Source organism: Rothia sp. HMSC068E02, from assembly GCF_001813565.1.
Lineage (GTDB): Bacteria > Actinomycetota > Actinomycetes > Actinomycetales > Micrococcaceae > Rothia.
The window spans coordinates 235657-260804 of the sequence record NZ_KV812882.1 but is presented as its reverse complement, the minus strand read 5'-3'; the positions used below and the strand labels follow the sequence as shown (position 1 = coordinate 260804).

The 25148-nt window shown below is 61.0% G+C and carries 20 protein-coding genes; 7 read left to right on the top strand and 13 right to left on the bottom strand.

Features of this window, described 5'->3' with window-relative positions; genetic code table 11:
- Positions 1 to 111 precede the first annotated feature (111 nt).
- A complete protein-coding gene (locus HMPREF2919_RS02810; RefSeq protein ID WP_070666093.1) occupies positions 112 to 1917 on the top strand; it encodes a glycoside hydrolase family 13 protein in 1806 nt (601 codons plus the stop codon).
- A gap of 146 nt (positions 1918 to 2063) precedes the next feature.
- Here HMPREF2919_RS02810 and HMPREF2919_RS02805 read toward each other — a convergent pair whose 3' ends face one another.
- A complete protein-coding gene (locus HMPREF2919_RS02805) occupies positions 2064 to 3032 on the bottom strand; it encodes an AEC family transporter (protein WP_246824040.1) in 969 nt (322 codons plus the stop codon).
- Positions 3033 to 3332: 300 nt separating this feature from the next.
- Here HMPREF2919_RS02805 and HMPREF2919_RS09105 point away from each other — a divergent pair, with 300 nt between their 5' ends.
- Positions 3333 to 3806 (top strand): hypothetical protein, encoded by a 474-nt coding sequence (locus HMPREF2919_RS09105; protein WP_141754834.1) that lies wholly within the window; start codon positions 3333 to 3335, stop codon positions 3804 to 3806.
- Between the two features lie 194 nt (positions 3807 to 4000).
- Here the strand turns inward: HMPREF2919_RS09105 and HMPREF2919_RS09170 are convergent, their stop codons facing one another.
- The 6 genes from HMPREF2919_RS09170 to groES all read right to left on the bottom strand — a co-directional run bounded on the left by HMPREF2919_RS09170 (position 4001) and on the right by groES (position 11260).
- Positions 4001 to 4162: a hypothetical protein gene (locus HMPREF2919_RS09170; protein ID WP_161800082.1), complete on the bottom strand. Its 162-nt coding sequence runs from the start codon at positions 4160 to 4162 to the stop codon at positions 4001 to 4003.
- A 201-nt stretch (positions 4163 to 4363) separates the two neighbouring features.
- The gene (guaA, locus tag HMPREF2919_RS02800) at positions 4364 to 5956 is read right to left on the bottom strand and encodes a glutamine-hydrolyzing GMP synthase (RefSeq protein ID WP_070666086.1); all 1593 of its coding nucleotides are present in this window, start codon (positions 5954 to 5956) and stop codon (positions 4364 to 4366) included.
- Between the two features lie 219 nt (positions 5957 to 6175).
- Positions 6176 to 7306 carry a GuaB3 family IMP dehydrogenase-related protein gene (locus HMPREF2919_RS02795; RefSeq protein WP_005505070.1) on the bottom strand — a complete coding sequence of 377 codons (1131 nt, stop codon included), beginning with the start codon at positions 7304 to 7306 and terminating at the stop codon, positions 6176 to 6178.
- A 145-nt stretch (positions 7307 to 7451) separates the two neighbouring features.
- Complete coding sequence (gene guaB, locus HMPREF2919_RS02790) at positions 7452 to 8969, bottom strand: IMP dehydrogenase (protein ID WP_049341812.1); 1518 nt, start codon at positions 8967 to 8969, stop codon at positions 7452 to 7454.
- A 308-nt stretch (positions 8970 to 9277) separates the two neighbouring features.
- Positions 9278 to 10864: a chaperonin GroEL gene (gene groL, locus HMPREF2919_RS02785; protein WP_049341811.1), complete on the bottom strand. Its 1587-nt coding sequence runs from the start codon at positions 10862 to 10864 to the stop codon at positions 9278 to 9280.
- Between the two features lie 108 nt (positions 10865 to 10972).
- On the bottom strand, positions 10973 to 11260 hold the full coding sequence (gene groES, locus HMPREF2919_RS02780) for a co-chaperone GroES (RefSeq protein ID WP_005505066.1): 288 nt from the start codon (positions 11258 to 11260) through the stop codon (positions 10973 to 10975).
- 226 nt (positions 11261 to 11486) lie between these two features.
- Here groES and HMPREF2919_RS02775 point away from each other — a divergent pair, with 226 nt between their 5' ends.
- On the top strand, positions 11487 to 12944 hold the full coding sequence (locus HMPREF2919_RS02775) for a class I SAM-dependent methyltransferase (RefSeq protein WP_371326254.1): 1458 nt from the start codon (positions 11487 to 11489) through the stop codon (positions 12942 to 12944).
- A 298-nt stretch (positions 12945 to 13242) separates the two neighbouring features.
- Positions 13243 to 14391 carry a glutamate--cysteine ligase gene (locus tag HMPREF2919_RS02770; protein WP_049356378.1) on the top strand — a complete coding sequence of 383 codons (1149 nt, stop codon included), beginning with the start codon at positions 13243 to 13245 and terminating at the stop codon, positions 14389 to 14391.
- 161 nt (positions 14392 to 14552) lie between these two features.
- Here the strand turns inward: HMPREF2919_RS02770 and tsaD are convergent, their stop codons facing one another.
- From tsaD to alr, 5 genes are all read right to left on the bottom strand, one after another.
- The gene (gene tsaD, locus HMPREF2919_RS02765) at positions 14553 to 15653 is read right to left on the bottom strand and encodes a tRNA (adenosine(37)-N6)-threonylcarbamoyltransferase complex transferase subunit TsaD (protein WP_005508428.1); all 1101 of its coding nucleotides are present in this window, start codon (positions 15651 to 15653) and stop codon (positions 14553 to 14555) included.
- 157 nt (positions 15654 to 15810) lie between these two features.
- On the bottom strand, positions 15811 to 16365 hold the full coding sequence (rimI, locus tag HMPREF2919_RS02760) for a ribosomal protein S18-alanine N-acetyltransferase (RefSeq protein WP_070666080.1): 555 nt from the start codon (positions 16363 to 16365) through the stop codon (positions 15811 to 15813).
- Complete coding sequence (gene tsaB / locus HMPREF2919_RS02755; RefSeq protein WP_070666077.1) at positions 16366 to 17202, bottom strand: tRNA (adenosine(37)-N6)-threonylcarbamoyltransferase complex dimerization subunit type 1 TsaB; 837 nt, start codon at positions 17200 to 17202, stop codon at positions 16366 to 16368.
- 23 nt (positions 17203 to 17225) lie between these two features.
- Positions 17226 to 17831 carry a tRNA (adenosine(37)-N6)-threonylcarbamoyltransferase complex ATPase subunit type 1 TsaE gene (gene tsaE, locus HMPREF2919_RS02750; RefSeq protein WP_070615083.1) on the bottom strand — a complete coding sequence of 202 codons (606 nt, stop codon included), beginning with the start codon at positions 17829 to 17831 and terminating at the stop codon, positions 17226 to 17228.
- Positions 17831 to 19144, bottom strand: a complete 1314-nt coding sequence (alr, locus tag HMPREF2919_RS02745; protein ID WP_070604084.1) for an alanine racemase — start codon at positions 19142 to 19144, stop codon at positions 17831 to 17833. Before alr ends, tsaE begins: the two co-directional genes overlap by 1 nt.
- Positions 19145 to 19282: 138 nt before the next feature.
- Here alr and HMPREF2919_RS02740 point away from each other — a divergent pair, with 138 nt between their 5' ends.
- From HMPREF2919_RS02740 to HMPREF2919_RS02730, 3 genes are all read left to right on the top strand, one after another.
- Positions 19283 to 20545: a glycosyltransferase gene (locus HMPREF2919_RS02740; protein ID WP_070666074.1), complete on the top strand. Its 1263-nt coding sequence runs from the start codon at positions 19283 to 19285 to the stop codon at positions 20543 to 20545.
- Between the two features lie 28 nt (positions 20546 to 20573).
- Positions 20574 to 21356, top strand: a complete 783-nt coding sequence (locus HMPREF2919_RS02735) for a phosphatase (protein ID WP_070666071.1) — start codon at positions 20574 to 20576, stop codon at positions 21354 to 21356.
- Between the two features lie 498 nt (positions 21357 to 21854).
- A complete protein-coding gene (locus HMPREF2919_RS02730; RefSeq protein WP_070666069.1) occupies positions 21855 to 23336 on the top strand; it encodes a sugar transferase in 1482 nt (493 codons plus the stop codon).
- 214 nt (positions 23337 to 23550) lie between these two features.
- Here the strand turns inward: HMPREF2919_RS02730 and HMPREF2919_RS02725 are convergent, their stop codons facing one another.
- Positions 23551 to 25137, bottom strand: coding sequence for a bifunctional ADP-dependent NAD(P)H-hydrate dehydratase/NAD(P)H-hydrate epimerase (locus HMPREF2919_RS02725; protein ID WP_070666066.1), 1587 nt, complete (start codon positions 25135 to 25137; stop codon positions 23551 to 23553).
- Between the last annotated feature and the right edge of the window lie 11 nt (positions 25138 to 25148).

Sequence of the window (25148 nt, the reverse complement as noted above, 5' to 3'; positions counted from 1 at the left end):
ATGGTGCGCGAGGGGGACCAGACGCGGACGTTCCGGTCCCCCTCGCGCTATACTTCAATCACAGACTCCTTTTTTCTCTTCGGCGTAACCCGCCGGTACAGAAAGGCAATTATGAGCAATTCCGAGGCATACCAGGTTCCCTCCTACGAAGGCCGCCAGTGGTGGAAGGAAGCCGTGGTGTACCAGGTGTACCCCCGTTCCTTCAACGACGCAAACGGCGACGGTATTGGCGACCTGAAGGGCATCACCGAGAAGCTGCCCTACCTGGCTAAGCTGGGCATCAACGTCATTTGGCTCTCCCCCGTGTTCGACTCGCCGAACGTGGACAACGGCTATGATATCTCTGACTACTTCGCCATCATGAGTGACTTCGGCACCATGGAAGACTTTGACGAGATGCTTGAAACCGCTCACAAGCACGGCATCAAGATCCTGATGGACCTGGTCGCGAACCACACCTCCGATGAGCACCCCTGGTTTAAGGAGTCCCGCTCGTCTAAGGACAATCCCTACCGCGACTACTACATTTGGAAGGACCCGAAGGGCTTCGACGAGGACGGCAACCCGATTCCTCCGAACAACTGGGCATCCGAGTTCGGTGGCCCGGCGTGGGAGTGGGACGAGGCAACCGGCCAGTTCTACCTGCACATCTTCTTCAAGGAACAGCCCGACCTGAACTGGGAGAACGAGAAGGTTCGCGAGGATCTGTACTCCATGGTCCGCTGGTGGCTGGACAAGGGCGTTGACGGCTTCCGTCTGGACGCTATCAACATCATCTCCAAGCCCGAGGGCTTCCCGGATGACCCCTCCACCGACTTTGAGAAGCACACCTCCTCGATTCCGTTCGTCATCACGAACGGCACCATGGTGCACCCGTGGATGAAGGAACTCACCCGCGAGACCTTCAGCCGCTACGATGTGATGACCGTGGGCGAGACCAGCGCAACCAGCCCCGAGGACGCTAAGCTGTGGGCTGGCTACCACACCGGTGAGCTGAACATGATCTTCCACTTCGATCACATGGGCGTGGATAACGACCCGAACGGCTCTCTGGGCGGTAAGTGGTCCTACGCGCCGTACAAGCTGACCGAGCTCAAGAGCATCCTGAACGACTGGCAGACCACCCTTGAGGGTAATGCTTGGGGTTCGCTGTACTGGAACAACCACGACCAGCCGCGCGTGGTCTCCCGTTTCGGTAACGATTCGGATGAGTTCCGCACCCTGTCCGCTAAGCAGCTGGCGACCACTCTGCACTTCATGCAGGGCACCCCGTACATTTACCAGGGTGAAGAGCTGGGCATGACCAACGTGAAGTTTGATTCGATTGAGGATTACCGCGATGGTGACTCGATCCGCTTCTACGAGGACATGCACGTTGACCACAAGCGTCTGAGCCACGAAGAGGCGATGCAGGCGATTTACATTAAGGGCCGCGATAACGCTCGTACCCCGGTTCAGTGGGATGCCTCCGCTAACGGTGGTTTCAGCCCCGAGGGTGTAACCCCGTGGATTGCTGTGAACCCGAACTACCCGGCGATTAATGCTGAGGCTGTTCTGGCTGATGAGGATTCGATTTTCTACCACTACCAGCAGCTGGTGGCTCTGCGCCGCGGCAAGCTGAAGGACCTGATGGTTTACGCAGCCTTCGCTCCGGTGGATTCGGTTCAGGTTCCGCACAACGAGGATGAGGCTGTGTACGCGTACACCCGTACCGGTGGTGCGGATGGCAGCCCCGCGAATGAGTCTTTGCTGGTTGTTTCGAACTTCACCACCGAGGAGCAGGAGCGCGACTTCGCTGTGCTTTCTGAGGCTCGTGAGGCTGGTGCTCGTGTTGAGCTGGTGAGCTCAAACTACAAGGACGACGCGGGTTCGACTCTGCGCCCCTACGAGGCGAAGGTGTACCACATCGTTCGCTAAGCGCTGTAGCTCGTTGAGTGCTACCGCGTGCCGATAAGGTGATAGACAGCAGAAGGAGGGTGAGGCTTATGCCCCGCCCTCCTTTTGTGTTGTCTCCTTTATGGTCCAGGCGTGCTTTCTTGGCTCTGCTTAGCTGGAGGCTCTGCTCAACTGGAGAAGACGAGCTGCAGGATTGGCACGGCGAGCGCTATCATTCCCAGGCTGACGACTGCTCCGGAGGCGATAATGGGTGCGGCTGTTCCTTCGTGCCGGTAGTGGGTTTCCAGAATGACGATGTTAGCGGCTGGCGGCAGGACCGCAAGGATGAAGAGCACCTGCGGATGCGCGAGCAGCTGGTCGAAGTGCACGCCCGCCGTATCGTGTGCCCAGCGGGCAAGCGCCAGCACGCCGACGCTGTAGACGCTCACGAGCCCGGCGCGTAGGAGAGCCCATCCGGCGGCGCGGGTCAGGTCGGCGCGGTGCAGTTTGGCGGCACCGAGCCACATGCCCAGCACGATCATTCCGATAAAGCTGAAAACCCAGGTGAGCACCCGGTAGAAACCCGCCCCGTACTGGCTCAGGATGGGCCCGGCGGGCAGGCAGAGCAGTCCCACCACCACGGCGATAACGGGCGGGCTGGTACGCAGACCCCGCAGTACCGTGCGGAGGGTTCCGCCACGGCTCCTAGCGGCTCGTGCATCCGGTGCGTTGCCCTCCCCTACCCCGGCCTCTGTCTTGGAACCACCGCGTAGCAGCGAGGTGCCCAGGATATTGCCCATGATGGAGTTGCCGATATACGCGCCAATGTACACGCGCACGGCTTCCTCGCCCCAGAATCCGGCAACCACAGGGATGCCGAAGAGTCCCGCGTTCAGGTAGACGAAGGCGAGCTGTTGCACCGGGTCGTTAGTGAAGAAGGCGGAGCAGCGTACTAGAAGCGCCATGAGCACCATGGTGGAGGCCGCCATGAAGAAGAGTTCGGGGCGGCTGGTGGCGACGATGTAAACGATGACGGTGGGGATAATCCAGCGGGTCAGCAGGGCGGAGGCGCTTTCTTTCAGGCGGTTGCCCCAGTGCTCGGGTAGCAACGTTGCGAGTCCAAAGCCTACCCCTAAGTAGAGGAGTGGGAGGATCATTCCCATGCTTGTTCCTTCCGCTGTTGCTGTGTCTGTGCCGTTGTTTTGTGGCTAAGGGCCCTGTCTAATAACCCTACCCTGAACCTTCAGGTTGAGGTTTATTGCTTTTTCGTTGTATTTTTCGAAATTTTCGCGTCATATTGCATCTTATTCGCTGATGCTCTCGTTTTTTATACGGTTCGCTTCTAATCTTGAATTATAGAGAGAATATATTTTCCGCCACATTCTTTCGTTCTATCACCGACACTCATATCTTACGAGATTAGGAACTAGGCTTTTTCTTCTCCCGTGAGGCTAAATATGCAGGAGCCCGCAATGCAACAACCGTATCAATCTCCCCCTCCCGAATCCGGTGGCGTCCCCCAGCAATCTGCAAAGCGTCCTGCGCAGGCTTCCAGCCAGCATGCTGATGCGCATATTCCGTGGCGTTCTTCTGCTCTGCTTACTGCCCCTGCTACAGCTTCCGTGGCGGCTGCACCTGCCCCTGAGAGCCCTGAGCGAACCTTTAGGGTGCCTCACCCGGTGTTGAGCGTTATCTCGTGGGTGATTGCGGCTGCGAGCGCCATGTGGCTTGTGATCTTGGGTGTCTCTTTGACCCTGATTGTGGCATCGGGCGTGAACCATGATTCTGAGTTTGTGATGCTGACCTATGGCGTGTACATGGCGTGCGCGTTTGGGTTCTGCTGTTTTGGCACGTTTTTTGCGTTGCATTTTGGGTTGGGGTCGAGCGCTCATTGGCGTGATTCGATTCGTCACCCGCATCACCCGCACTAAACCGTTTTATTTCTTGGTGTAGTTTTTTAGGGCATTTATTTGGAGTGCGTTTTTATTTAGACTCGCGGTTTAAATAAATAGACGATTTTTTATAAATTCAAAAAAATATCCGCCCAGAAATTTTCTACATGTTCTTACGCAAGAAGCCGCCCGGCGCATCCACAACAGGATGCACCGGGCGGCTTACTTATAAGCTAAAAGTCTGGGGTTGGACGCTGCGCGGCAGAGCGTTCCGCCACTGGGAATTCTTTAGAACAGTTTGCGTCATCTGCAGGGGTGGGAAAACTGACGAAAAACTCATAGAGGGAAGGTTCAAGCTCTTGTTTTTGAGCGTGCTCATTATCAGCTTTTGACATCTTTAGCTCCTCCTTATGACGTCAGTTTAGTACTCTTGCACTTGTCAGACGAAGCATATATAAGCACATTATATTTCGTTCTTCCCTGGCACCTGTAACGTACATACGCACATAGAAGCCGCCCGGCGCATCCACAAACGGATGCACCGGGCGGCTCCTTCACAGGCTCCCAGCTACAAAGCTAGGTAGCCCACAGCGGGATTACTCCCACTCAATGGTTCCCGGGGGCTTGGAGGTAACGTCCAGCACCACTCGGTTAACGTCCTTGACCTCGTTCGTAATACGGTTCGAGATCTTAGCCAGCAGGTCGTACGGCAGGCGCGACCAGTCAGCGGTCATTGCGTCTTCCGAAGAGACCGGGCGCAGAACAATCGGGTGGCCGTAAGTACGGCCGTCACCCTGAACACCCACGGAACGAACGCCAGCCAGCAGAACCACGGGGCACTGCCAGATGTGCTCGTCCTGACCTGCTGCGGTCAGCTCTTCACGCACGATAGCGTCAGCGGCACGCAGGGTCTCCAGGTTCTCGCGGTTAACCTCGCCGACAATGCGGATGCCCAGGCCGGGGCCGGGGAACGGCTGACGTGCCACGATCTTCTCGGGAACGCCGAGCTCACGACCGATAGCGCGAACCTCGTCCTTGAACAGGGTGCGCAGCGGCTCAACCAGTTCGAAGGTCAGGTCGTCGGGGAGGCCGCCCACGTTGTGGTGGCTCTTAATGTTTGCGGTGCCGTCGCCACCGCCGGACTCGACAACGTCCGGGTACAGGGTGCCCTGGACCAGGAACTTGATGTCTGCGCCCTCTTCGCCCGCTTCGGCAATCAGCTTGCGCTGTGCCTCTTCGAAGGAGCGGATGAACTCGCGGCCGATAGCCTTACGCTTCGCCTCGGGCTCGGTGATGCCATCGAGAGCGGAGAGGAAACGCTCCGACTCGTCGATGGTGATGACCTTGATGCCCATGGATGCTGCATAGTCCTGCTCGACCTGTTCGCGCTCGCCTTCACGGAGCAGACCGTGGTCGATGAAGAAGCAGGTGAGCTGGTCGCCGACAGCCTTGTGCACAAGCGCTGCTGCCACGGAGGAGTCAACGCCGCCGGAGAGCGCGCAGATGACGCGGTCGCTACCGACCTGCTCGCGGATCTTTGCGACCTGCTCTTCGATGATGTTGTTGGTGGACCAGGTGGGCTTCAGGCCTGCCACATTGTAGAGGAAGTTCTCCAGGGCGACCTGGCCGTAGTCGGAGTGCTTCACCTCGGGGTGCCACTGCACGCCGCCGAGCTTACGGGACTCGTCCACAAATGCTGCCACGGATGCGCCGGGGGTCTTTGCCAGCACCTCGAAGCCTTCGGGGGCTTCGGTCACGGAGTCACCGTGAGACATCCACACGTTCTGGGTGGTGGGGGTGCCGGTGAGGAAGGAGGAGTTCTCAGCGCAGACCACAGCGTCGGTTGCGCCGTATTCGCGCAGACCGGTCTGGGCGACGGTGCCGCCGAGGGTCTGGGCCATCACCTGGAAGCCGTAGCAGATACCGAAGGTCGGCACGCCAGCTTCGAAGAGGGCCTTGTCGCCCTTGGGTGCGCCATCGGCGTAGACCGAGGAGGGGCCACCGGAGAGCACGATGGCTGCCGGGTTCTTGGCGAGCATCTTCTCGGTGCTCATGGAGTGGGGGACGATTTCGGAGTAGATGCCGGCTTCACGCACGCGACGAGCGATGAGCTGCGCGTACTGTGCACCGTAATCTACCACCAGGACGGGACGCTCTTCGAGCTGGTCCAGGTTCACAGAGTTGGTCACGAAAATTACCTCAACGTGTTGGTACTAATCCGCGCACTTGCGCGGGGATATATCTATTTTACGCTATTGCTGTATGCCGCCGACGGTACGTAGCCGCTCCCCCATCTGGAGGTACCGCTACATGCTCTAACGGGGGTAGAGCGTGCGTATAGAAAGCACCGCCCGGCGACCGGCAGATCACAACCTGCCAACCGCCAAGCGGTGATTCATGAAGCTACATTAGCCGCGGTACGCAGGAACCACGGTCAGGTCAGCCTTCTGGAACTTCTTCAGGTCCAGGTAACCGCAGTTAGCCATTGCGCGCTTGAGCGCACCGACAATGTTGCTGGTGCCGTTCACGTGGTGCGAAGGACCGTACAGGACCTCCTCCAGGGAGCCGACAACACCCAGCGGGGTGCGTACGCCGCGAGGGAAGTCCAGCGAGTGCGCCTCGTTGCCCCAGTACCAGCCCTGGCCGGGAGCCTCGGATGCGCGAGCCAGCGGAGCGCCCAGCATGACGGCGTCAGCGCCCAGTGCGAGCGCCTTCACCATGTCGCCGGAGCGGCCCAGGGAGCCGTCAGCAATCACGTGCACGTAGCGGCCGCCGGACTCATCCAGGTAGTCCGAACGTGCCGCAGCCACGTCGGCGATAGCGGTTGCCATGGGTGCGGAGATGCCCAGGCCCTGGCGGGTGGTCTGTGCGGAACCGCCGCCGAAGCCCACCAGCACGCCGGCTGCGCCGGTACGCATCAGGTGCTTAGCCTGCGAGTAGCCAGCAACGCCACCAACGATGACCGGAACGTCCAGCTCGTAGATGAACTTCTTCAGGTTCAGCGGCTCGTGCGAGGTGGAAATATGCTCAGCAGAGACGGACGCGCCACGGATGACGAACAGCTCAACGCCCGCCTTCACCACGGTCTCGTAGTGCTCCTGGGTGTTCTGCGGGCTCAGGGAGCCTGCAACGACCACGCCGGAGTCACGAATCTCTTCCAGGCGTGCAGTGATCAGTTCCGGCTTAATCGGCTCGGAGTAAATCTGCTGCATGCGGGTGGTTGCGGAGGCAGGGTCCGCCTCGGGCAGCTCGACAATCTCGTCAAGCAGCGGCTGCGGGTCCTCGTAGCGGGTCCACAGGCCCTCGAGGTTCAGCACGCCCAGGCCACCCAGCTTACCCAGTGCAATGGCAGTCGCCGGGGACATGACCGAGTCCATGGGCGCACCAATGATGGGGGTGTCGAACTTGAAGGCGTCAATCTGCCAGGAGGTGTCGACGTCGCGGCGGTCGCGGGTACGGCGGGTAGGCACCAGCGCCACATCGTCCAGGGAGTAGGTGGGGCGGGCGTTCTTGGAGAGGCCAATCTGAATTTCAGACATGGGGTGAATCCTTTCGAATTCGGTTTGAGGGGTGCCGCTGGGCGTTATTCGCGCCGATGCCCGCCCGATACCTGAACGGGTATAGGGCGGGCTCAACGGCGCATGGTGTGCACACCATGCGGCGAATCATCGTTGGTGAGGCGTTTTAGCGGCGGTAGTTCGGTGCCTCAACGGTCATCATGATGTCGTGCGGGTGCGATTCCTTCAGACCTGCGGGGGTGATGCGCACGAACTGACCCTTGTACTTGAGCTCCTCGATGGTGCGGGAACCGACGTAGAACATGGTCTGGCGCAGGCCGCCTTCGAGCTGGTGAATCACTGCGGAGAGCGGGCCGCGGAAGGGAACCTGACCCTCAATACCCTCGGGGATCAGCTTCTCTTCGCTGGAGACGTCAGCCTGGAAGTAGCGGTCCTTGGAGAAGGACTTGTGACGGCCGCGGGTCTGCATTGCGCCGAGCGAACCCATGCCGCGGTATGCCTTGTACTGCTTACCGTTCATGAAGATCAGCTCACCGGGAGACTCGGTGGTACCGGCCAGCAGGGAGCCGAGCATCACGGAGTCAGCGCCAGCAACCAGTGCCTTACCAATCTCGCCGGAGTGCTGCATACCGCCGTCAGCAATCAGCGGCACGCCTGCCGGGATTGCTGCCTTAGCGGACTCGTTGATAGCGGTCACCTGGGGAACACCAACACCGGCGATAATGCGGGTAGTGCAGATGGAGCCGGGACCAACGCCGACCTTCACGCCGTCAGCGCCAGCGTCAATGATTGCCTGTGCGCCCAGGCGGGTTGCAGCTTGGCCACCGATGACGTCCACGTGTGCTGCGGCGGGGTCCTTCTTCAGGCGGGCAATCATGTCGAGCACGCCCTGGGAGTGGCCGTTTGCGGTGTCCACGAACAGTGCGTCGACGCCTGCCTCGACCAGGGTCATTGCGCGCTCGTAGCCGTCACCGAAGAAGCCGATAGCGGCGCCGGCACGCAGGCGGCCGTCCTCGTCCTTGGTGGCGTTGGGGTACTGCTCAGTCTTGACGAAGTCCTTGAGGGTAATCAGACCGGCGAGCTTGCCTGCGTCGTCGACCAGGGGCAGACGCTCAATCTTGTTGTGGGACAGCAGCGCGAATGCTTCGTCCTTGGTGACGCTGGGGTGTGCGGTGACCAGCGGCATGGGGGTCATGATGTCGCGAACGCGAATGCCGTCGTAGTCGGAGCGGGAGATGTAGCGGATATCGCGGTTGGTGATGATGCCTTCCAACACGCCCTCTTCGCTGACGACGGGCAGACCGGAGACCTTGTAGTAGCCGCAGACCTCATCGTACTCGGCGATGGTTGCGTCAGCGCCGATGGTGACGGGGTTAATGATCATGCCGGACTCGGAGCGCTTCACGCGGTCAACGTGTGCAGCCTGATCCTCGATGGAGAGGTTGCGGTGGATAACGCCCATACCGCCCAGACGTGCCATAGCGATTGCCATAGCGGAGTCGGTCACGGTGTCCATTGCCGCGGAAATAATGGGGGTGTTCAGGGTGATGCGCTTGGACAGGCGGGTGGAGGTGTCCGCATCGGAGGGGATGACGTCGGTGTTGCCGGGCAGCAGCAGCACGTCATCGTAGGTCAGGCCGGTGAAGCCGAAGGGATCCTCGGACAGAGCGGTGGGAATGGTCATTGTCTACCTTTCGGATGCTGGCTTCATCGGTGAGAAGCTCAGCCTATACGTTGCGTATGTCAAGATGCGGTACGACCCGTCTGCTCGCACCCCACAAGGTGGTTTGAGCGCAAACGGGAGCAGCTTACCTTCTATAGTAAACCGCTAGAGGTTTCTTTGCTGAGAAGCACTCAGAGTAAGCATTCCTCAGCGGGAGGCTGTCGGCAGGTTCTAACGCCCCCGCGAACGCGAGCGCATCCGAGCCTACCGACAGCGAGTGCCCGGTACCGCCTCCATGGTGGAGGGGCGGCACCGGGCACACACACTATTTAGGCTTCTTCAGTTTCTTCGGGCTTCTCAACCACCAGGGTCTCGGTGGTCAGCACCAGAGCCGCGATGGAGGATGCGTTCTGCAGAGCCGAACGGGTCACCTTCACCGGGTCAATCACGCCGGCTTCGATGAGGTCCACGTACTCGCCGGTCTTGGCGTTGAAGCCGTGGCCCACGGGCAGCTCGGAGACCTTGGAGACGATGACGTAGCCGTCTTCGCCCGCGTTCTCAGCGATCCAGCGCAGCGGCTGAACCAGGGCACGGCGAACAATCTGTACACCCACGTTTGCGTCGTGGTTGCCCAGGTCCATGCCGTCCAGTGCCTTCAGCGCGTGAACCAGTGCGGAACCGCCACCGGAGACGATGCCCTCTTCCAGGGCTGCACGGGTGGAGGACACAGCATCCTCGATGCGGTGCTTGCGTTCCTTCGCCTCAACCTCGGTTGCGGCACCGACCTTGATGACGCCCACGCCACCGGCGAGCTTAGCCAGGCGCTCCTTGAGCTTCTCGCGGTCCCATTCGGAATCCACACGCTCAATTTCACGGCGCAGCTGCTGCACGCGGTCCTCGATTGCCTCGGGGTCGCCGCCACCGTCCACGATGGTGGTGTGGGACTTGGTGACGGTCACGCGGCGTGCCGAGCCCAGGTGCTCCAGGGTGACCTGCGGCAGGTCAATGCCGAGCTCACCGGTCACGACGGTGCCGCCGGTCAGAATTGCCAAATCCTGCATGATTGCCTTGCGGCGGTCACCGAAACCGGGAGCCTTCAGAGCGACCACGTTGATGGTGCCGCGCAACTTGTTCACGACCAGTGCAGAGAGCGCCTCACCGTCAACGTCTTCTGCGATGATGGTCAACGGCTTCTTCGCCTGAACAATCTTCTCGAGCACGGGCATGATTTCTGCAATGGTAGAAATCTTGCCCTGGTAGAGCAGCACGAGGCTGTTCTCCAGCACTGCTTCGCCGCGCTCAGCGTCGGTGACGAAGGAGGGCGAGAGGTAGCCCTTGTCGAACTGCATACCTTCGGTGATGTCCAGCTCAATTTCGGTGGAGGAGCCGTCTTCGATGGTGATGACGCCGTCCTGGCCGACCTTCTCGAAGGCGCGAGCCAGCAGCTCACCAATCTGCTCGGACTGCGCGGAGATAGCGGCAACGTGCGCCACCTCGGGGCCCTGCACGGGGCGTGCGTTCTCGAGCAGGCGTGCGGAGACAGCCTCCACGGCAGCCTCAATGCCGCGCTTGACGTCGGCGGGTGCTGCACCGCTGGTGACGTTGCGCAGGCCCTCGTTGACCAGTGCCTGTGCGAGCACGGTTGCGGTGGTGGTACCGTCACCGGCTACGTCGTTGGTCTTGGTGGCGACTTCCTTCGCCAGCTGGGCGCCCAGGTTCTCGTACGGGTCGTCCAGTTCAATTTCGCGGGCGATGGACACGCCGTCGTTGGTGATGACGGGTGCACCCCACTGCTTGTCGAGCACAACATTGCGCCCGCGCGGGCCGAGGGTTACCTTGACCGCGTTTGCCAGCTTATCGACGCCAGCCTGCAGGGACTTGCGGGCGGCATCGTTGAATTCAAGCTGCTTAGCCATGTGTTCGCTACTCCTAGTGCGTCACAGAAAGGAAAAATTCTGAGGGGGCAGATGATAGCTCATGCGCCGTACCGGATGAGCGGTACGGCGCATGAGCATCTGAAAGTATTAGTCGACGATTGCCAGAACGTCGCGTGCGGAGAGAATCAGGTACTCTTCGCCCTGGTACTTGACCTCGGTGCCACCGTAGCGGGAGAACACGACAACGTCGCCTTCCTTGATGTCTACGGGGATGCGGTTGCCCTTCTCATCCACGCGGCCCGGACCAACGGCGACAACGCGTGCTTCCTGCGGCTTTTCCTTCGCAGTTTCGGGGATAACCAGACCGGATGCGGTGGTCTGCTCAGCCTGTTCGATCTTGATAACGACGCGGTCTTCCAGCGGCTTGATAGCCATAATCGGTTCCTCCGGGTTGTGGATTTACGTTTGATGCGAGACAGCGGCGCAGTGGCGCGCCCGATGACTGTCTCGAGTGCTACCTCAACTCTAGTTTCACCTGTGCTTTCGGTCAAGAAAAGCGCCCCTCTGCCGGGGTGTTTCACCGCAAGGCGAACGCTGAGCAAAAAGCTGGGCAAATCGGGCTCCTCACCTCTCAAAACCGGCACCCCGTAAAATGAGGAGCATGCCTACATCCCCTTTTACTCCCGCCGCTGAGCTTCCGTTCAGCGCCGAAGCGCTCGCGGCAGCCGACGAGCTCTACCCGCTGGGCTCGGATACGCTCAGCGCCGTTACCTCTTTGCGTTCGCGCGGTTTCAGCCCCGAGGAGTCTGCACAGATTATTTCGCTGGCGCAGGCTCGTACCCGTGCGCGCGCCAAGTTCGGCGAGCGCGCCCGCACGCTCATGCTGACTCAGGAGGCTGCGGAGCAGGCGACCCGCCCGGTGATTGCGCATTATCGCGCTCAGCGTCTGCGCCCTGTTGCCGGCACGGTGGCTGATTTGGGGTGCGGTATCGCCTCGGATTCTGCCGTATATGCGGCGGATCGCGGTGCCGTGGTTGCGGTGGAGTTGGACCCGCTGACCGCTTCTTTTGCGGCGAAGAACCTTGAGTTTTGCCCGCAGGCGCGCGTGTATTCGGGGGATGTGACCGATTATGTGCACGGTGAGCCTCTGGACGCTTCCGGCGAGCCGGTGGGCATTGTGTGGATGGACCCGGCACGCCGCGAGTTGCGCGGTGCGAAGAAGGCTCAGACGGAGCGTCTTTTTGATCCGGAGGCGTTCTCTCCCCCGTTCTCGTTCGTGCTGAGTCTGGCGCGCACTGGCGTGCCGATGGGCGTGAAGTTGGGTCCCGGTTTTCCGCATGAGGGCATCCCCTCCCCCGAAGATATTGCGTCGGAGGCAAACCCCAACCCACGCGTTGAGGCGGAGTGGATCCAGTCGGAGGGTTCCCTCGCCGAGTTGGTGCTCTGGTTTAACGCGCTAGCTCAGGAGGGGGTGGCTCGCACGGCGACCTCTGTGCATGAAACCTCTGCGCGCGAGCTGCCTGCGGAAGAGACTACCCCTAATGATGCCTCCAGCGGAGGCACCGCCAAAACCAGTGCTCTGCTGCCGCCTTACGAGGCGGTGAGCTTCCGCAGCCCCTTAACGGCGGAAGAGGCGCAGCAGAGCGTTGACGTTCCGGTGTCCCTACCTCAGCCCGGTGATTACCTGCTGGAGCCTGCCCCGGCGATTGTGCGCTCGCACCTGGTCGCTGAGTTTGCGCAGAGTATTGGCGCGCACCTGCTGGATGAGCACCTGGCGTACCTGTGTTCTGCCGAGCCGGTGGCGCATCCGCTGGTTGCCTGCTACGAGGTGCTGGAGGAGATTCCCCTGCAGGAGAAGCAGCTGAAGCATTGGGTGCGTGAGCAGGGCTTTACGGCGCTGACTATTAAGAAGCGTGGCGTGGATATTGTTCCGGAGCAGTTGCGGGCGCGACTACTGGGTTCTGCGGGTTCTAAGCCTTCCAAGAAGAAACAGAAAAAGAACGCTAATTCTTCTTCGGGTACTCAGGAGTCCTCGTACCGTCCGGCAACGCTGGTCTTTACCCGCATCGGTTCGGGTAGGGATTCACGACGCGTCGGCTGGCACGTGCGCCCACTCTAACCTCGCCAGCCCCGGCCACCCATCCCTAACTACCCAGCACTGACGGCCCAGACCCGACTGCCCAGACCCGAGGACGGGTTACCGTTCGTGACGATTCATGACGTTTCCCGTTCCGGATTCTGCACTCGACAGAGCACCGGGCACCGCAAGACCGTACACTAGATACGGTGCTTAGTAGAGGTACTCCCCCAAGGAGCTAGCTCTCACCGGCTAGCGCACAGCCGGGCAGAGCCCACCGATAATAACTTCCACAGTCGGCACCATGCACGACCCTATTTCCAGACGCAGGAAAGGCAATATGATCGACTTTGCTACCTCCCCGCAGTCCACTCTCGGCGTGGAATGGGAGATTGCGCTCATCGACCGTGAAAGCGGCGCACTGACCCAGCGCGCCAGCGAGGTGCTATCCATCCTGCGCGAACGCCACCCCGAACTGCTCGAGCCCGCCTCCGACCGGGCGCACGTGACCGGCGAGTTCCTGGAGAACACCGTCGAGGTGGTGACCGGCATCTGCCGCACCGTCGCTGAGGCGTGCCGTCAGCTGCAGGATTTAACGGATACTCTGCGCGACATCACCGATGACCTGGGCATTGAGTTCTACCCCGCCGGCACTCACCCCTTCTCCCACTGGGCTGACCAGCCGGTTGTGGCGAAGGAACGCTACCAGCGCGTGGTCGAGCGCGCCCAGTATTGGGGCCGCCACATGGTCATTTACGGTGTGCACGTACACGTGGGCGTTGACTCCCGCGATAAGGTTCTGCCGCTTATTGACGCGCTGACCAACTACGGACCGCATCTGCTGGCGCTTTCGTGCTCTTCCCCGTACTGGGATGGAGTCGATACCGGTTACGCTTCGCACCGCACCCAGCTTTACCAGCAGCTGCCCACGAACGGCCTGCCCTTCCACTTTGACACCTGGGAGCAGTACAGCGAGTACCTGGAGTCACTCGTGGCGACCGACGTGATCAACGACCCGAGCGAGGACCGTTGGGATGTTCGCCCGGTTCCGCGTTACGGCACTATTGAGATGCGCTATTGCGATGGCCTCGCGTCCCTGCCGGATGTTGCGGCAATCGTGGCGTTCACGCAGTGCCTGGTGGAGTACTTCTCCCGCCAGATTGAGGCGGGTGAAAGCATTGAGGTGCTCGCCCCATGGCACGCTCAAGAGAATAAGTGGCGCGTCGCCCGCTACGGCCTGGAGGCTAAGATCGTGGTCTCTAACGAGCCGGTGCAGCGTACCCTGCGCGAAGATTTTGAGCTGCTTCTGCCCAAGCTGGAGCCGGTGGCACGCGACCTTGACTGCGAGGTAGAGCTGGCGCAGGTACGCCGCATCCTCGCCGAGGGTACGGGTGCGGATCGTCAGCGTGCGGTCTTTGAGAAGACCGGCTCTCTGCGTGAGGTGGCGCTGGATGTTGCCGCGCAGTCTCGTGCGCGAGCGCTCCGTTAGTGCCGCTTCCCCCGCGACTAAAGCTTGAATACAGAGATGCCTCGGCACAGTCCTTTGTGAGACTGTGCCGAGGCATTTCTATGAGCATTTTCGAGGCGAGCCGCGTAAACGGGCTCGCGCTAATAATCCCTGCGGAAGTAGCTATTTCAGAGGTAGCCCGTTTAGAAACAGACCGTGGTCACCGGCAGCGAGGAGTCCGTCGTGAAGTCCACGCCCGAGGGCTCACGACCGGCAGCGACCAGGCGGGCACCCAGCGCCGCAACCATCGCGCCGTTATCGGTGCACAGGGTGAACTTCGGGATAATCAGGCGCACCCCTTCGGAGGCGCATCGGGCGGCAAGCAGCTCACGCAGGCGCGAGTTAGCCGCCACGCCACCGCCGAGCAGCAGGGTCTTCATGCCCTGCTCGCGGCAGGCAAGCATCGCCTTCTTGGTGATGACGTCCACGACCGCCTCCTGGAAAGACGCGGCGATATCGGCAACCGGGACCTCTTCACCGGCCGCTTCAAAGCTTTCAATCACGCGCGCCACGGCGGTCTTCAGGCCGGAGAAGGAGAAATCGTAGCGGTGCGCGCCAGGCTCCTCGGCGGTGCCCATGAACTTGCGGTTCGACAGGCCGCGCGGGAACACGAAGGCGTTGCGGTTACCCTCGGCGGCGGCGCGGTCAATCGCGGGGCCGCCCGGGTAATCCAGACCCAGCAGTCGGGCGACCTTGTCGTAGGCCTCGCCTGCGGCATCGTCGAGGGTCGCGCCGAGCAGGCGCACATCGGAGGTAATGTCTCGCACCTGCAGGATTTCGGTGTGACCGCCAGAGACTAGTAGCGCACCCAGGCCACCGGATCCGGCATTCGCCAGCAGGTCGGAGCCGTCTTCGGTGCCGTTGTCCTCCAGCAGGCCAACGCCAACGTGTGCGACCAGGTGGTTAATGCCGTAGAGGGGCTTGCCGGTGGCAATAGCGAGCGCCTTCGCCGCGGAGACACCCACCATGAGTGCGCCCGCCAGACCGGGGCCAGCAGTGACGGCGATAGCGTCCACCTGATCGAGGGTGATGTCCGCTTCGGCGAGTGCCGCCTTGAGGGCGGGGATCATGGCGTCCAGGTGAGCGCGGGAGGCGATTTCGGGGATCACGCCGCCAAAGCGTACGTGCTCTTCCATGGAGGAGGAGATGGTGTTGCTGAGCAGCTGTGCACCGCGCACGATGCCGATACCGGTCTCATCGCAGGAGGATTCGATGCCCAGAACGAGGGGTTCGCGAGTGCTCATAGTCTATCTTTCTGTTGCGCTGTCTGCGCGTAGTGCTTCTAGTTGCAGTGAGGTAAGGATGCCGTGGCGTAGGGATGCTGTGGCGTAGAGGGCAAGTGTAGAGAGCGGCGAATGCTCGCCCCTATTGAGGGGATTGCCGTTTAGCCCAACGGACTATTTAGAACGTACATTCCATAATGATGGCGTCGGTTCCGTCATCGTAGTAGCCGCGGCGTACGTGAATCGCACGGTAGCCGTTGCGTTCGTAGAGGCGCTGAGCGCGCGGGTTGTCGGCACGCACCTCCAGCAGGATGCGCTCGGCACCCTGCTCGCGGGCACGCTCGTGCATCTGCTCAAGCATGGCGCGGCCGAAGCCGTTGCCCTCATATTCGGGGAGCACGCCGATGGTTTGAACGTCGGCGGTGTCGGCTACGACCATGGTTCCGCAGTAGCCGATAGTGCGCCAGCTGCCCTCGTCGCCTTCCGGGTTCTCCACCGGCAGCTCGAGCATGTAGTAGGTGCGGGTCGGGTGGATCAGCTCTTCGAGGAACATGTCGATGTGCCAGGCGTCGGCGGGGAACAGGGCGGTTTCCATGCGGTGCATGGCCTGCACGTCGGCAAGTTCGGCAACGCGCAGGCGGGCGCCCAGAGCCAGGTTACTCAGTGCCAGATTATTCAGCGCAAGGTTATTCAGCGCCAGGTCGTCTTGCACGATATTGTCGGTAGCGCTCATTTAGCTCTCCTTCTGTGCGGCAGCCTGTGCGGCCTGGGCGGCCTGCTTCTGCTGGCGGGCGAGCATTGCGGCGGGGACCTTTGCGTCTGAGTCGCGCAGGTATTGGGCAGAGGTGTCCTCGCTCAGATTCTCCAGACCCAGGCGCGCCGCGGCAGCAACCAGGTACTCGGCGTGGGGGTGAACCTCGCGGGCAGAATCGACGATGGTCCAGCCGTGCTCTTCGAGGGCCTCGGTGTACAGGCCGGCACCGTAGCCGTAGGCGTAGGAAGGACCCTCACCGGGCAGAATTTCGGAGGCGGGGCATACGTTCGGGCCGTCCACCAGGGTGTAGCCTTCGGCGTTCACGCGGTAGCGGGCGGAGTAGACTTCGCGGCGACGCGCGTCGGAGAGTACGAGCAGCTCAGTACCTTCTACAGGCTCAGCACCTTCAGCAGAGGCGAACGCTCGTTCTACATTCTCTTCCCCGGCTGTGTCTCCAGCTGCGTCCCCGGCAACCACGCCAGACACAGCACGCTCAGCCAGCGCGGTCAGGCTCATCATGCCGTACACCGGCACCGACCAGGCAAAACCCAGAGCGCGCGCAGTAACGATACCGGCGCGAAGGCCCGTAAAAGGTCCCGGACCGGTACCGGTCAGAATTGCATCCAAATCTTCGCCGCGCACGCCAGCGTCCTGCAGGGCCGCCTGCGCGTAGGGACCCATCACCTCGGCGTGGGAGCGGGTATCTTCACTCTCGTAGCGGGCGAGGATTTCGAAGGACGCACCGGCTTCGGAGCCGTGCACACGGGCGAGCGCCACAGATGCGGTGGCGGATGAATCAAGGGCAAGTACTAGCACCCTATCATTCTAACGCGCGGGCTCTAGGCGCTCTGCAGGGCCTCTTTCAGTGCGTCAAAAGCGTGCTCCCAGCGGGGGCCGAAGGCGCGCACCCGCAGCAGGCGAGGCTCAGGGGTGTCCGCTTCCTCGTCGCTTTCGTCCTCGTCTTCGTCGTCCCAGCTGAACTCTTCGGCCCCCGAGTAGGCGAAGCGTGCATCCGCGCCGGTCAGGCGGGTGAAGTCCAGCTCCAGGCGGGAATCGCTCAGGTGCTCAGCCTTATCGCGGCCCCACTCAATGACGGTCACAGAGCGCGGCAGGGAGAACTCCAAATCCAGGTCGTCGAGCTCTTCGGCGCTGGAGAGGCGATAGGCGTCTACGTGCACCAGGTCGGGGCCGCCGGGTCGGGGGCCGTCCGGCAGGTTCGGGTGCACGCGCGAGAGCACGAAGGTCGGTGAGATAACGCCTTCGCGCACGCCCAGGCCTTCACCCAGGGAGCGGGTGAACGTGGTCTTACCCGCACCAAGCTCGCCCGAGAGCAACAGTACGTCCCCGGCGTTCAGGTGCTGCGCCAGGGTGAGCGCCAGGCGGCGGGTATGGTCGGGGCCGGTCACATCCAGATCGAGTGCGGCAGAAATGTACTCAGCGCTCATTAGCCCTCCTGCTCCTGCCCGGTACCCCACAGCTCGTTCAGCTCAGCTTCAACCCAGGAGCCGCCAACGTAGAGGCGCTCCACGCGGGACGAAATGCGGGTCACGATTTCGTAGTTAATGGTCTGCGCGGCATCCGCCCACTCTTCCACGGGCGGGTTCTCACCGGCACCAAAAAGGATGGCGGGCGCACCCAGGTAGCCCAGGGCGGGGTCGCTCAGGCCGGGTTCGCCCAGGTCAACGACCATCTGGTCCATGGCGATGCGGCCGACCACGCGGTAGGTCTTACCTTCCGTATTGTTAGGCACGGAGCCGTTCTCCGCGTTCTGCGCGCCCGGGTAGATGCGCACCGGCGCGTTCTCCGCAATGCGCGGCACGCCGTCAGCGTAGCCGAGCGGCACCAGCGCCAGGGTGGTTGCCTTGGGAGTGTGGTAGCGCAGACCGTAGGAAACGCCCTGACCTGCAGGAACTTCCTTCACGGCGGCAATGTAGCTACTCACCGTCATGACGGGCTTCAAACCCAAGTCTTCAGACGTAACACCCGGCAGCGGGGAAAGACCGTACAGAGCAAGGCCGCAACGCACACCGTCACCGAGCAGACGCTCCTCCGTATCCCAGCCCTCCAGGGAGGCGGTCAGGGTCGCCGGCGAGTTCGCCAGGTGCACAATCTTCGGGTCCAGGCCAGCCTCGCGTGCCTGGGCCACAAACGTATCCAGGGTATCGAGCTGCTGTGCAGTCTCGGCGCGGGTCGGCTCATCCGCAACCGCCAGGTGGCTAAAAATACCTTCAACCGTAATCAGACCGGCTTCCTCCAGGGAGGCGGCGCGAGCCACCAGTGCAGGCCAATCCGCCGCGGTAGCACCGTTACGACCCAGACCGGTATCAGCCTTCAGATGCACGATAGCGCGCTCGCCGGTGCGTTCAGCGGCGGCGGCTACCGCCTCCAGGTCCCAACCGGAAACACCCAGACGGATCTTCTCCTGCAGAGCCGCCTCAAAATCGGTGGAGGGAGTGTGCAGCCACGCCATGAGCGGCGCATCAATACCGTCAGCACGCAGTTCCAGCGCCTCGTTCACGTGCACCACACCCAGCAGGTCAGCGCCGGCTGCAATAGCCGAACGTGCCACCGGGTACGCGCCGTGACCGTACGCATCCGCCTTAATCACTGCAATGAGCACGCGGTCGCCAATGAGTTCCTTGAGTCGGCGCACATTATGTTCCAGCGCGTCAAGATCAATCGTGGCGCTACGTTCCACCTGGCCGGGAGCGCAGGGCGGGCAGTAAAGCGGTTCGGCAGGCTGCTGAGGGTGAGTCATGGTCCTTCGTTTCTGACGGGCGGGTACTACAGGCTGTACTTGAGCAGCCTCTCTTCTACTAAATTCTAGACCTCCCGCTGTGCGAAAGTCCTGTCGCGCTACACTAGGTCAGGTACCCCTTTAGAGAGGAAAGCATCGATGAGCACTCTGCCGCCGGTTCGGACGGTTCACGTGTATTCCATGCACACCGACCCTTTTGCGCAGCCCGGTAGCGGAGATGCAGGCGGCATGAACGTCTATATTGCCCGGTCGGTGCATGCCATGCTGGAACTGGATCCGGAGCTGCGGGTTGAGGTTTTCACCCTGGATCGCGGTGAGGCGCTTCCGACCGATTCGCCGTTCCGTCAGCCTCCTCAGCCCGGCGAGCGCCTTGTGCGCCACAGTCTTGATCTGCCCTCCGCCCGTGGTCTTTCGAAGAACGAGCTGGCTGCGGTCACCGATGATTTTGCGCAGGCGTGCGTCGAGCAGGCACTGTACACCCCGGATATTATTCACGCCCACTATTGGCTGTCGGGTCAGGCTGCGGCTCGTGCATCCGACCTGTGGTCGGCTCAGGGCGTTGGCTTCCCGGTTCCTGTTCTTTTTACTCCGCATACGACGGCTGCTGCCAAGGATGCGCGCCGCGGCGAAGGTGAGGCGCCCGAACCCGAGGAGCGCTATGCCGCCGAGCGCCTGATGAGTAGCTCCGCGAGCCGGGTGATTGTGAATACTCCCCTGGAGGCGCAGCAGATGGGCGAGTATTACGGTACGGACGCGCAGAAGCTTGCCACTATCCCGCCGGGTGTTGACACCTCGATTTTCCATACGATTCCTGGCGTGCATCCGCTCAATGACACCTCTGAGACTCGTTGCCGCATTGTTTTTGCCGGTAGGCCTCAGCCGTTGAAGGGCCCGCATCTGCTGGTGGAGGCGCTCGCGCTGCTCCCCTCCGACCTGCAGGTGGACGTGGATATTATTGGTCGTTCCGATTCGGATTATGAGCGCCGCCTGTTGCAGCGTGCAGCTGAGCTGGGTGTGGCAGATCGGGTGCATTTGAAGGACCCGGTTCCTGCATCTGAGCTGGCTGATATTTTCCGTGCCGCCGACATTGTGGCGTCCCCGTCGTCGTCTGAGACGTTCGGGTTGGTGGCTCTGGAGGCGCAGGCGTGCGGCGCAGCGGTGCTCGCTACGGATGCTGACGGTCTGCGCTTTGCGGTGGAGAACCACCGTACGGGCCTGCTGGTGGCGCCTCGTACTCCGCAGCGTTGGGCTGCAGCTATTGAGCGTCTGGTGCGTGCCCCGTATCTGCGTCATTCGTTGGGTGCGAACGCCGCAGCGCGTGCTCGCACGATGGGTTGGGAGCAGACGGCGCGCAAGACCCTGGAAGCTTATGCCGAGGTACGTGAGGGTATCTCGCAGTAATGTATTTTTCACGTTGTGAGGAGTTTTAATGTCTTTCTCGATGAGCCGCGATGAGTTCGCTGCGTACCTGGATTCTGTGCGTATTACCGGCGAGGTGGCAACCGCCCGAGAGAATAACCTGGACCATATTCAGGGTTTCCTGGATGGTAATGAGCACCTTGAGTTTGGTGTGCAGTGGACCCGCGAGTGGGATTACGATTCGGTGTTTGAGGTGATGGTTCGCCGCGCGGGTCTGAACCCGGATCGTTCGCATACTCACGGTCAGGACACTATTGGTGCCAAGCAGTGCATCAGCGCTCTGGAGGAATACGCCCGCATCTTCGGTGAGGCGGTGCGTGCGAGTTCTCGTATTTTGTTTGCGACCGGTCACCCGGCGGGTCTGTTCCCCATCTATGCGGTGATGGCTGCGGCTGCGAAGGCTGCCGGTGCTGAGGTTCTCCAGATTGAGGAGGGCGAGCGCTTCCTGGACGGCGATGTCCGTCAGATTATGGATGTCGTGATGTTTGAGCAGTACGGTAATCTGCAGCATACGCATTTCCCCGGCCCGATGCGCATCGCACTGGATCAGTTGAAGGCGCGCGGTGTGACTCCGGATCTGGTGGTTTCGGATCACGGTATGGCTGGTTATGCTTCCTCGACCTGTAAGTTGCTGACGATTGGTATTGCGGATTGTAATGATCCGGGTCTGTTTGTGGCGGCTGAGCAGGGGGACCTGCCGGTGTGCGTGCCGATGGACGATAACGTTCCGCCGCGTCGTTATGAGCCGATGATTGATTTTATTTTGGATCGTGCGGGGCTTGAGCGTCCTTAATGTCTCTTGTGCACCCTGCGTTTAGGGTGTGGGGTCTTCGGGGTTTGTCTTTTATTTGTCGGTTATTTTCCTGCAGGTGCGTGAAACATGCCGATGGTTTTGGGGTTTCTTAGCTCCACTAGGCATTCTTCCCGAAGGCCCTTTTTTCCTTCTTTGTCTGTGATTGATTTCATCACACCCAAGAGGCTTTGTGCCTTCATTCTTCGCGCCACAAGACCCCCGACCCCGTAGAATAGTTTACGGAACACGTTTATGCGCTCTTTAGCTTCATATAGCGTTCCACTAGGCGCCTTACCAGCGCCTTTACCGTAGTCTCTGCCACTATTCACTCAGCAAGATTACTGGTTCACTCATTCATTCAGAACACTGACTAGGACACGATTCCCTATTCACCGATAATTAGGGGTAAATGTGCCTATTCGCCGCTCTCAGTCCACGACACAGGACAAATTTCCGGGGAAGATTACACCGTTGAAAGTACAAGATCGTCTTAAAAAAATGTGGGGTTCAGACTTCGTCGTCAAGCGAAGCTGGCATCCCAAGGTTCAGCGTGCCCTTTACTTTGGCGATTTTCTCGCCATTGCTATTGCGGTTATCGCTGCGCATCTGATTCGTTTCGGGTGGGAGAATGCTGACCTGCCCTATGTAAACGTTTGGCCTATTAACGCCCTGGATGGCCGTATTCCCGCTATTGATTACATTTTCCTGGGCGTCGGTATGGTCGTCGGCTGGTGGTTTATCCTCCAGGTGAACGGCTCCCGTAGCCTGCGCATCATGGGTTTCGGCAACGAGGAGTATCGCCTGATTACTCGCGGTACTACTTACTTCTTCTGCCTGCTGATTATTCTGGCGTTCTTCCTCAAGGTTGACGTCACCCGCATGTACTTGTTGATTGCTTACCCGTTGGGTCTGTTCCTTCTGCTCGTTGAGCGTTGGCTGATTCGTCAGGGTCTGGTGCGTTCGCGTACCCGCGGTCGTGCACTCACTCGCGTGATGATTATTTCTGATGTGACGACCGGTCAGCACCTGTACAAGAACCTGGAGGGTGTGGTTGCTTCCGGTCTGTCCCCCGCTGCGTTCTATCTGCCCGGTTTTACCCCGGGTACCACTGTTGCTGGTGCACCGATTCCGGTGCTTGGTTACAGCACTTCTCCGGCTGACATTATGGAAGCCATCCGCGAGAACGATATTCACATGGTTGCTGTCACGAATGGTCACCACTTGAGCCCGGATCAGGTTCGCCTGCTGGGTTGGAAGCTTGCTGATGCGCATATTTCGCTGATTATGGCTCCTGCGACGACCGATATTGCTGGTCCGCGTATGCACATGCAGCCGTTGAACGGTCTGCCGCTGGTGCACGTGTCGACTCCGCGTATTACCGGTCTGTCGGCGTTCTTCAAGCGCGCTATGGATGTTGTGTCTTCGGGTCTGGGTTTGATTCTGTTGTCTCCGCTGTTCCTGGTGGTGGCGCTACTGGTGAAGCGTGATGGCGGCCCGGTCTTCTTCCTGCAGAATCGTGTGGGTCTGAACGGTGAGCTTTTCAAGATGGTGAAGTTCCGTTCGATGCGTACTGATGCTGAAGAGGTCAAGAAGCGCCTCATGGAGCAGAACGAGGGTAACGGCGTGCTCTTCAAGATGAAGGACGACCCGCGTATTACCCCCATTGGTAAGTTCATCCGTAAGTACTCGATTGATGAGCTGCCTCAGCTGTGGAACGTGTTCATTGGCGATATGTCGCTGGTGGGTCCGCGTCCTCCGCTGGTTGAGGAAGTTGAGCAGTACGAGGACATTGCGTACCGCCGCCTGCTGGTGAAGCCGGGTATTACCGGTCTGTGGCAGGTTTCGGGTCGTAGTGATCTCTCCTGGGAAGAGTCGGTTCGTCTGGATCTCTACTATGTTGAGAACTGGTCGCTTACCGGTGACTTCATTATTCTTCTGCGTACTGTCCGTGCGGTTTTCGCTAAGGAAGGCGCGTACTAAGAAGGGTGGTGGGAGTTTCTCCCGCTGGTGTGTATTCCGGCTTTTAGTGATGCTGTCCCGGCACAGGCAGCTCGGTATCGTACATTGATATAAGCGCGTTGAAGGGGCGTGAATCCGTTTCCGGTGGATTCACGCCCCTTCTGTGTGCCCAGGGTATCTGGTCAGCTCTTCGCTTCTAGACAAGTGTCAGAACATCAGGGCGCTTTCCGCTCCCCTATTCGGCGATGAGGCGCGCAATGACTTCGGGGAGCATCTGCGCGACGCGGGTTGCGGGTGCCGGGCCGGGCAGAGCGTCCTTGACGCTTCCGGTGGCGCTGGCGCGTGCGGCTTCGCCGTGCAGGTAGACGGCGAGCGCACCGATGGAGGCGAAGGTGCAGCCTTCCAGCGCTTCTCCGCGAGCATCGAAGGCTGCTACGGTCTGGGCGAGCAGTGCTCCGTAGATGCCGGTGAGGGTGTCTCCGCTGCCTGCGGTGGCGAGCCAGGGGCTTCCGCCAGCAACGCTGTAGGTGGCGCCGTTGGGTGCTGCAATGAGCGTGTAGCCGCCCTTGAGCATGACGGTGGCGCCGGAGAGTTCGGAGGCGGCACGCACCCAACGGAAGGGCTCTGCGTCGATGTCCTTGCGGCTGGGTACGATGGCGTCGCCCAGGTGCTTTGTCCAGACTTCGGGGGCGAGCTCGTGCACGATGCGCAGGAAACGTTCGAGCTCTGCCGCGTGCGGGGTGAGAATCTTGTGGGAGCCGAGCTGCTTACCGGTTGCCATGTATTCTGCCGCCAGGTCGCAGGCGCCCGCGTCGAGGATGGCGGGTTCGGGTGAGTGGAGCAGGTAGCGATTCTTATCCAGTGAGTCGTGGCTGGATCCGGAGCCGCCCGCCCAGACGGTGACCCTCTGCAGGGCGGGTGCGCCGCTGAAGTAGACGGTTTCGGGGTTGTGGGCGATCATGAGCTGGCGCAGCTCGTGGGAGTTGGCGTTGAATCGGACCATGCCCACGCCGGTGTTGAGAGCGGCACGCACGCTCATGAGGGCTGCGCCGGGGTATTCGAGGCTTCCGGTGAGCATGCCGAGTACGCCGCGGGTGTACTTGTGGGAGTGTTCGTCGGGTACTTCGATGAGCTCGCGGTAGTCTTCGCGCTCGAGGACGCGCAGGGCGGGCTTGTGGGCGTTGAGGGCTTCGGGTACGCCCAGGTCGTAGAGCTTGATATCTCCGGCGTGCACGCTGTGGCTGGTTCCTGCCGGTAGCTTGTGACCGATGAAGGTGACGGTGCGGTCGGCGCGCAGGGAGGGTTCGTGCACGGTTCCGCGGTTGTTGTCGACTCCGGAGGGGGTGTCTACGGCGAGGACTGCGCCGAGCTTGCCGTCGAGCTGCGCTGCACGGAGTACGCCCAGGTATTCGCCGGCGCTACCGCGTACGGCGCCGCTTGCTCCGGTACCGAGGATTCCGTCGAGTACGAGGTCGTAGCTCTTCAGGTGTTCCTGTGCTTTGGCAGGGTCGAGCACGCGGGTGCCTTCGCCACCTTCGCGGGCGATGAGTTCGAGGTTCTTTTCACTGGGGTCGAAGATGATGGCGTCAACGCGGTGGCCCTTGACGCTAAGACGGGCGCCGGCGTAGATGGTGTCTGCGCCGTTGTTGCCCGGACCGATGAGCAACAGGATTTTGGCGTTGTCCTTGCCGCGGAGCAGGTCCTGCGCTTCGGCTGCGACGGCGTCTGCGGCGCGTTGCATGAGGTAGCCGTCGTAGTCGGCGGCTTCGATGTAGGGCTTTTCTGCTTCGCGTACCTGGGAAGCAGTGTAGATGAGCTTCATTGCTGTCTCCT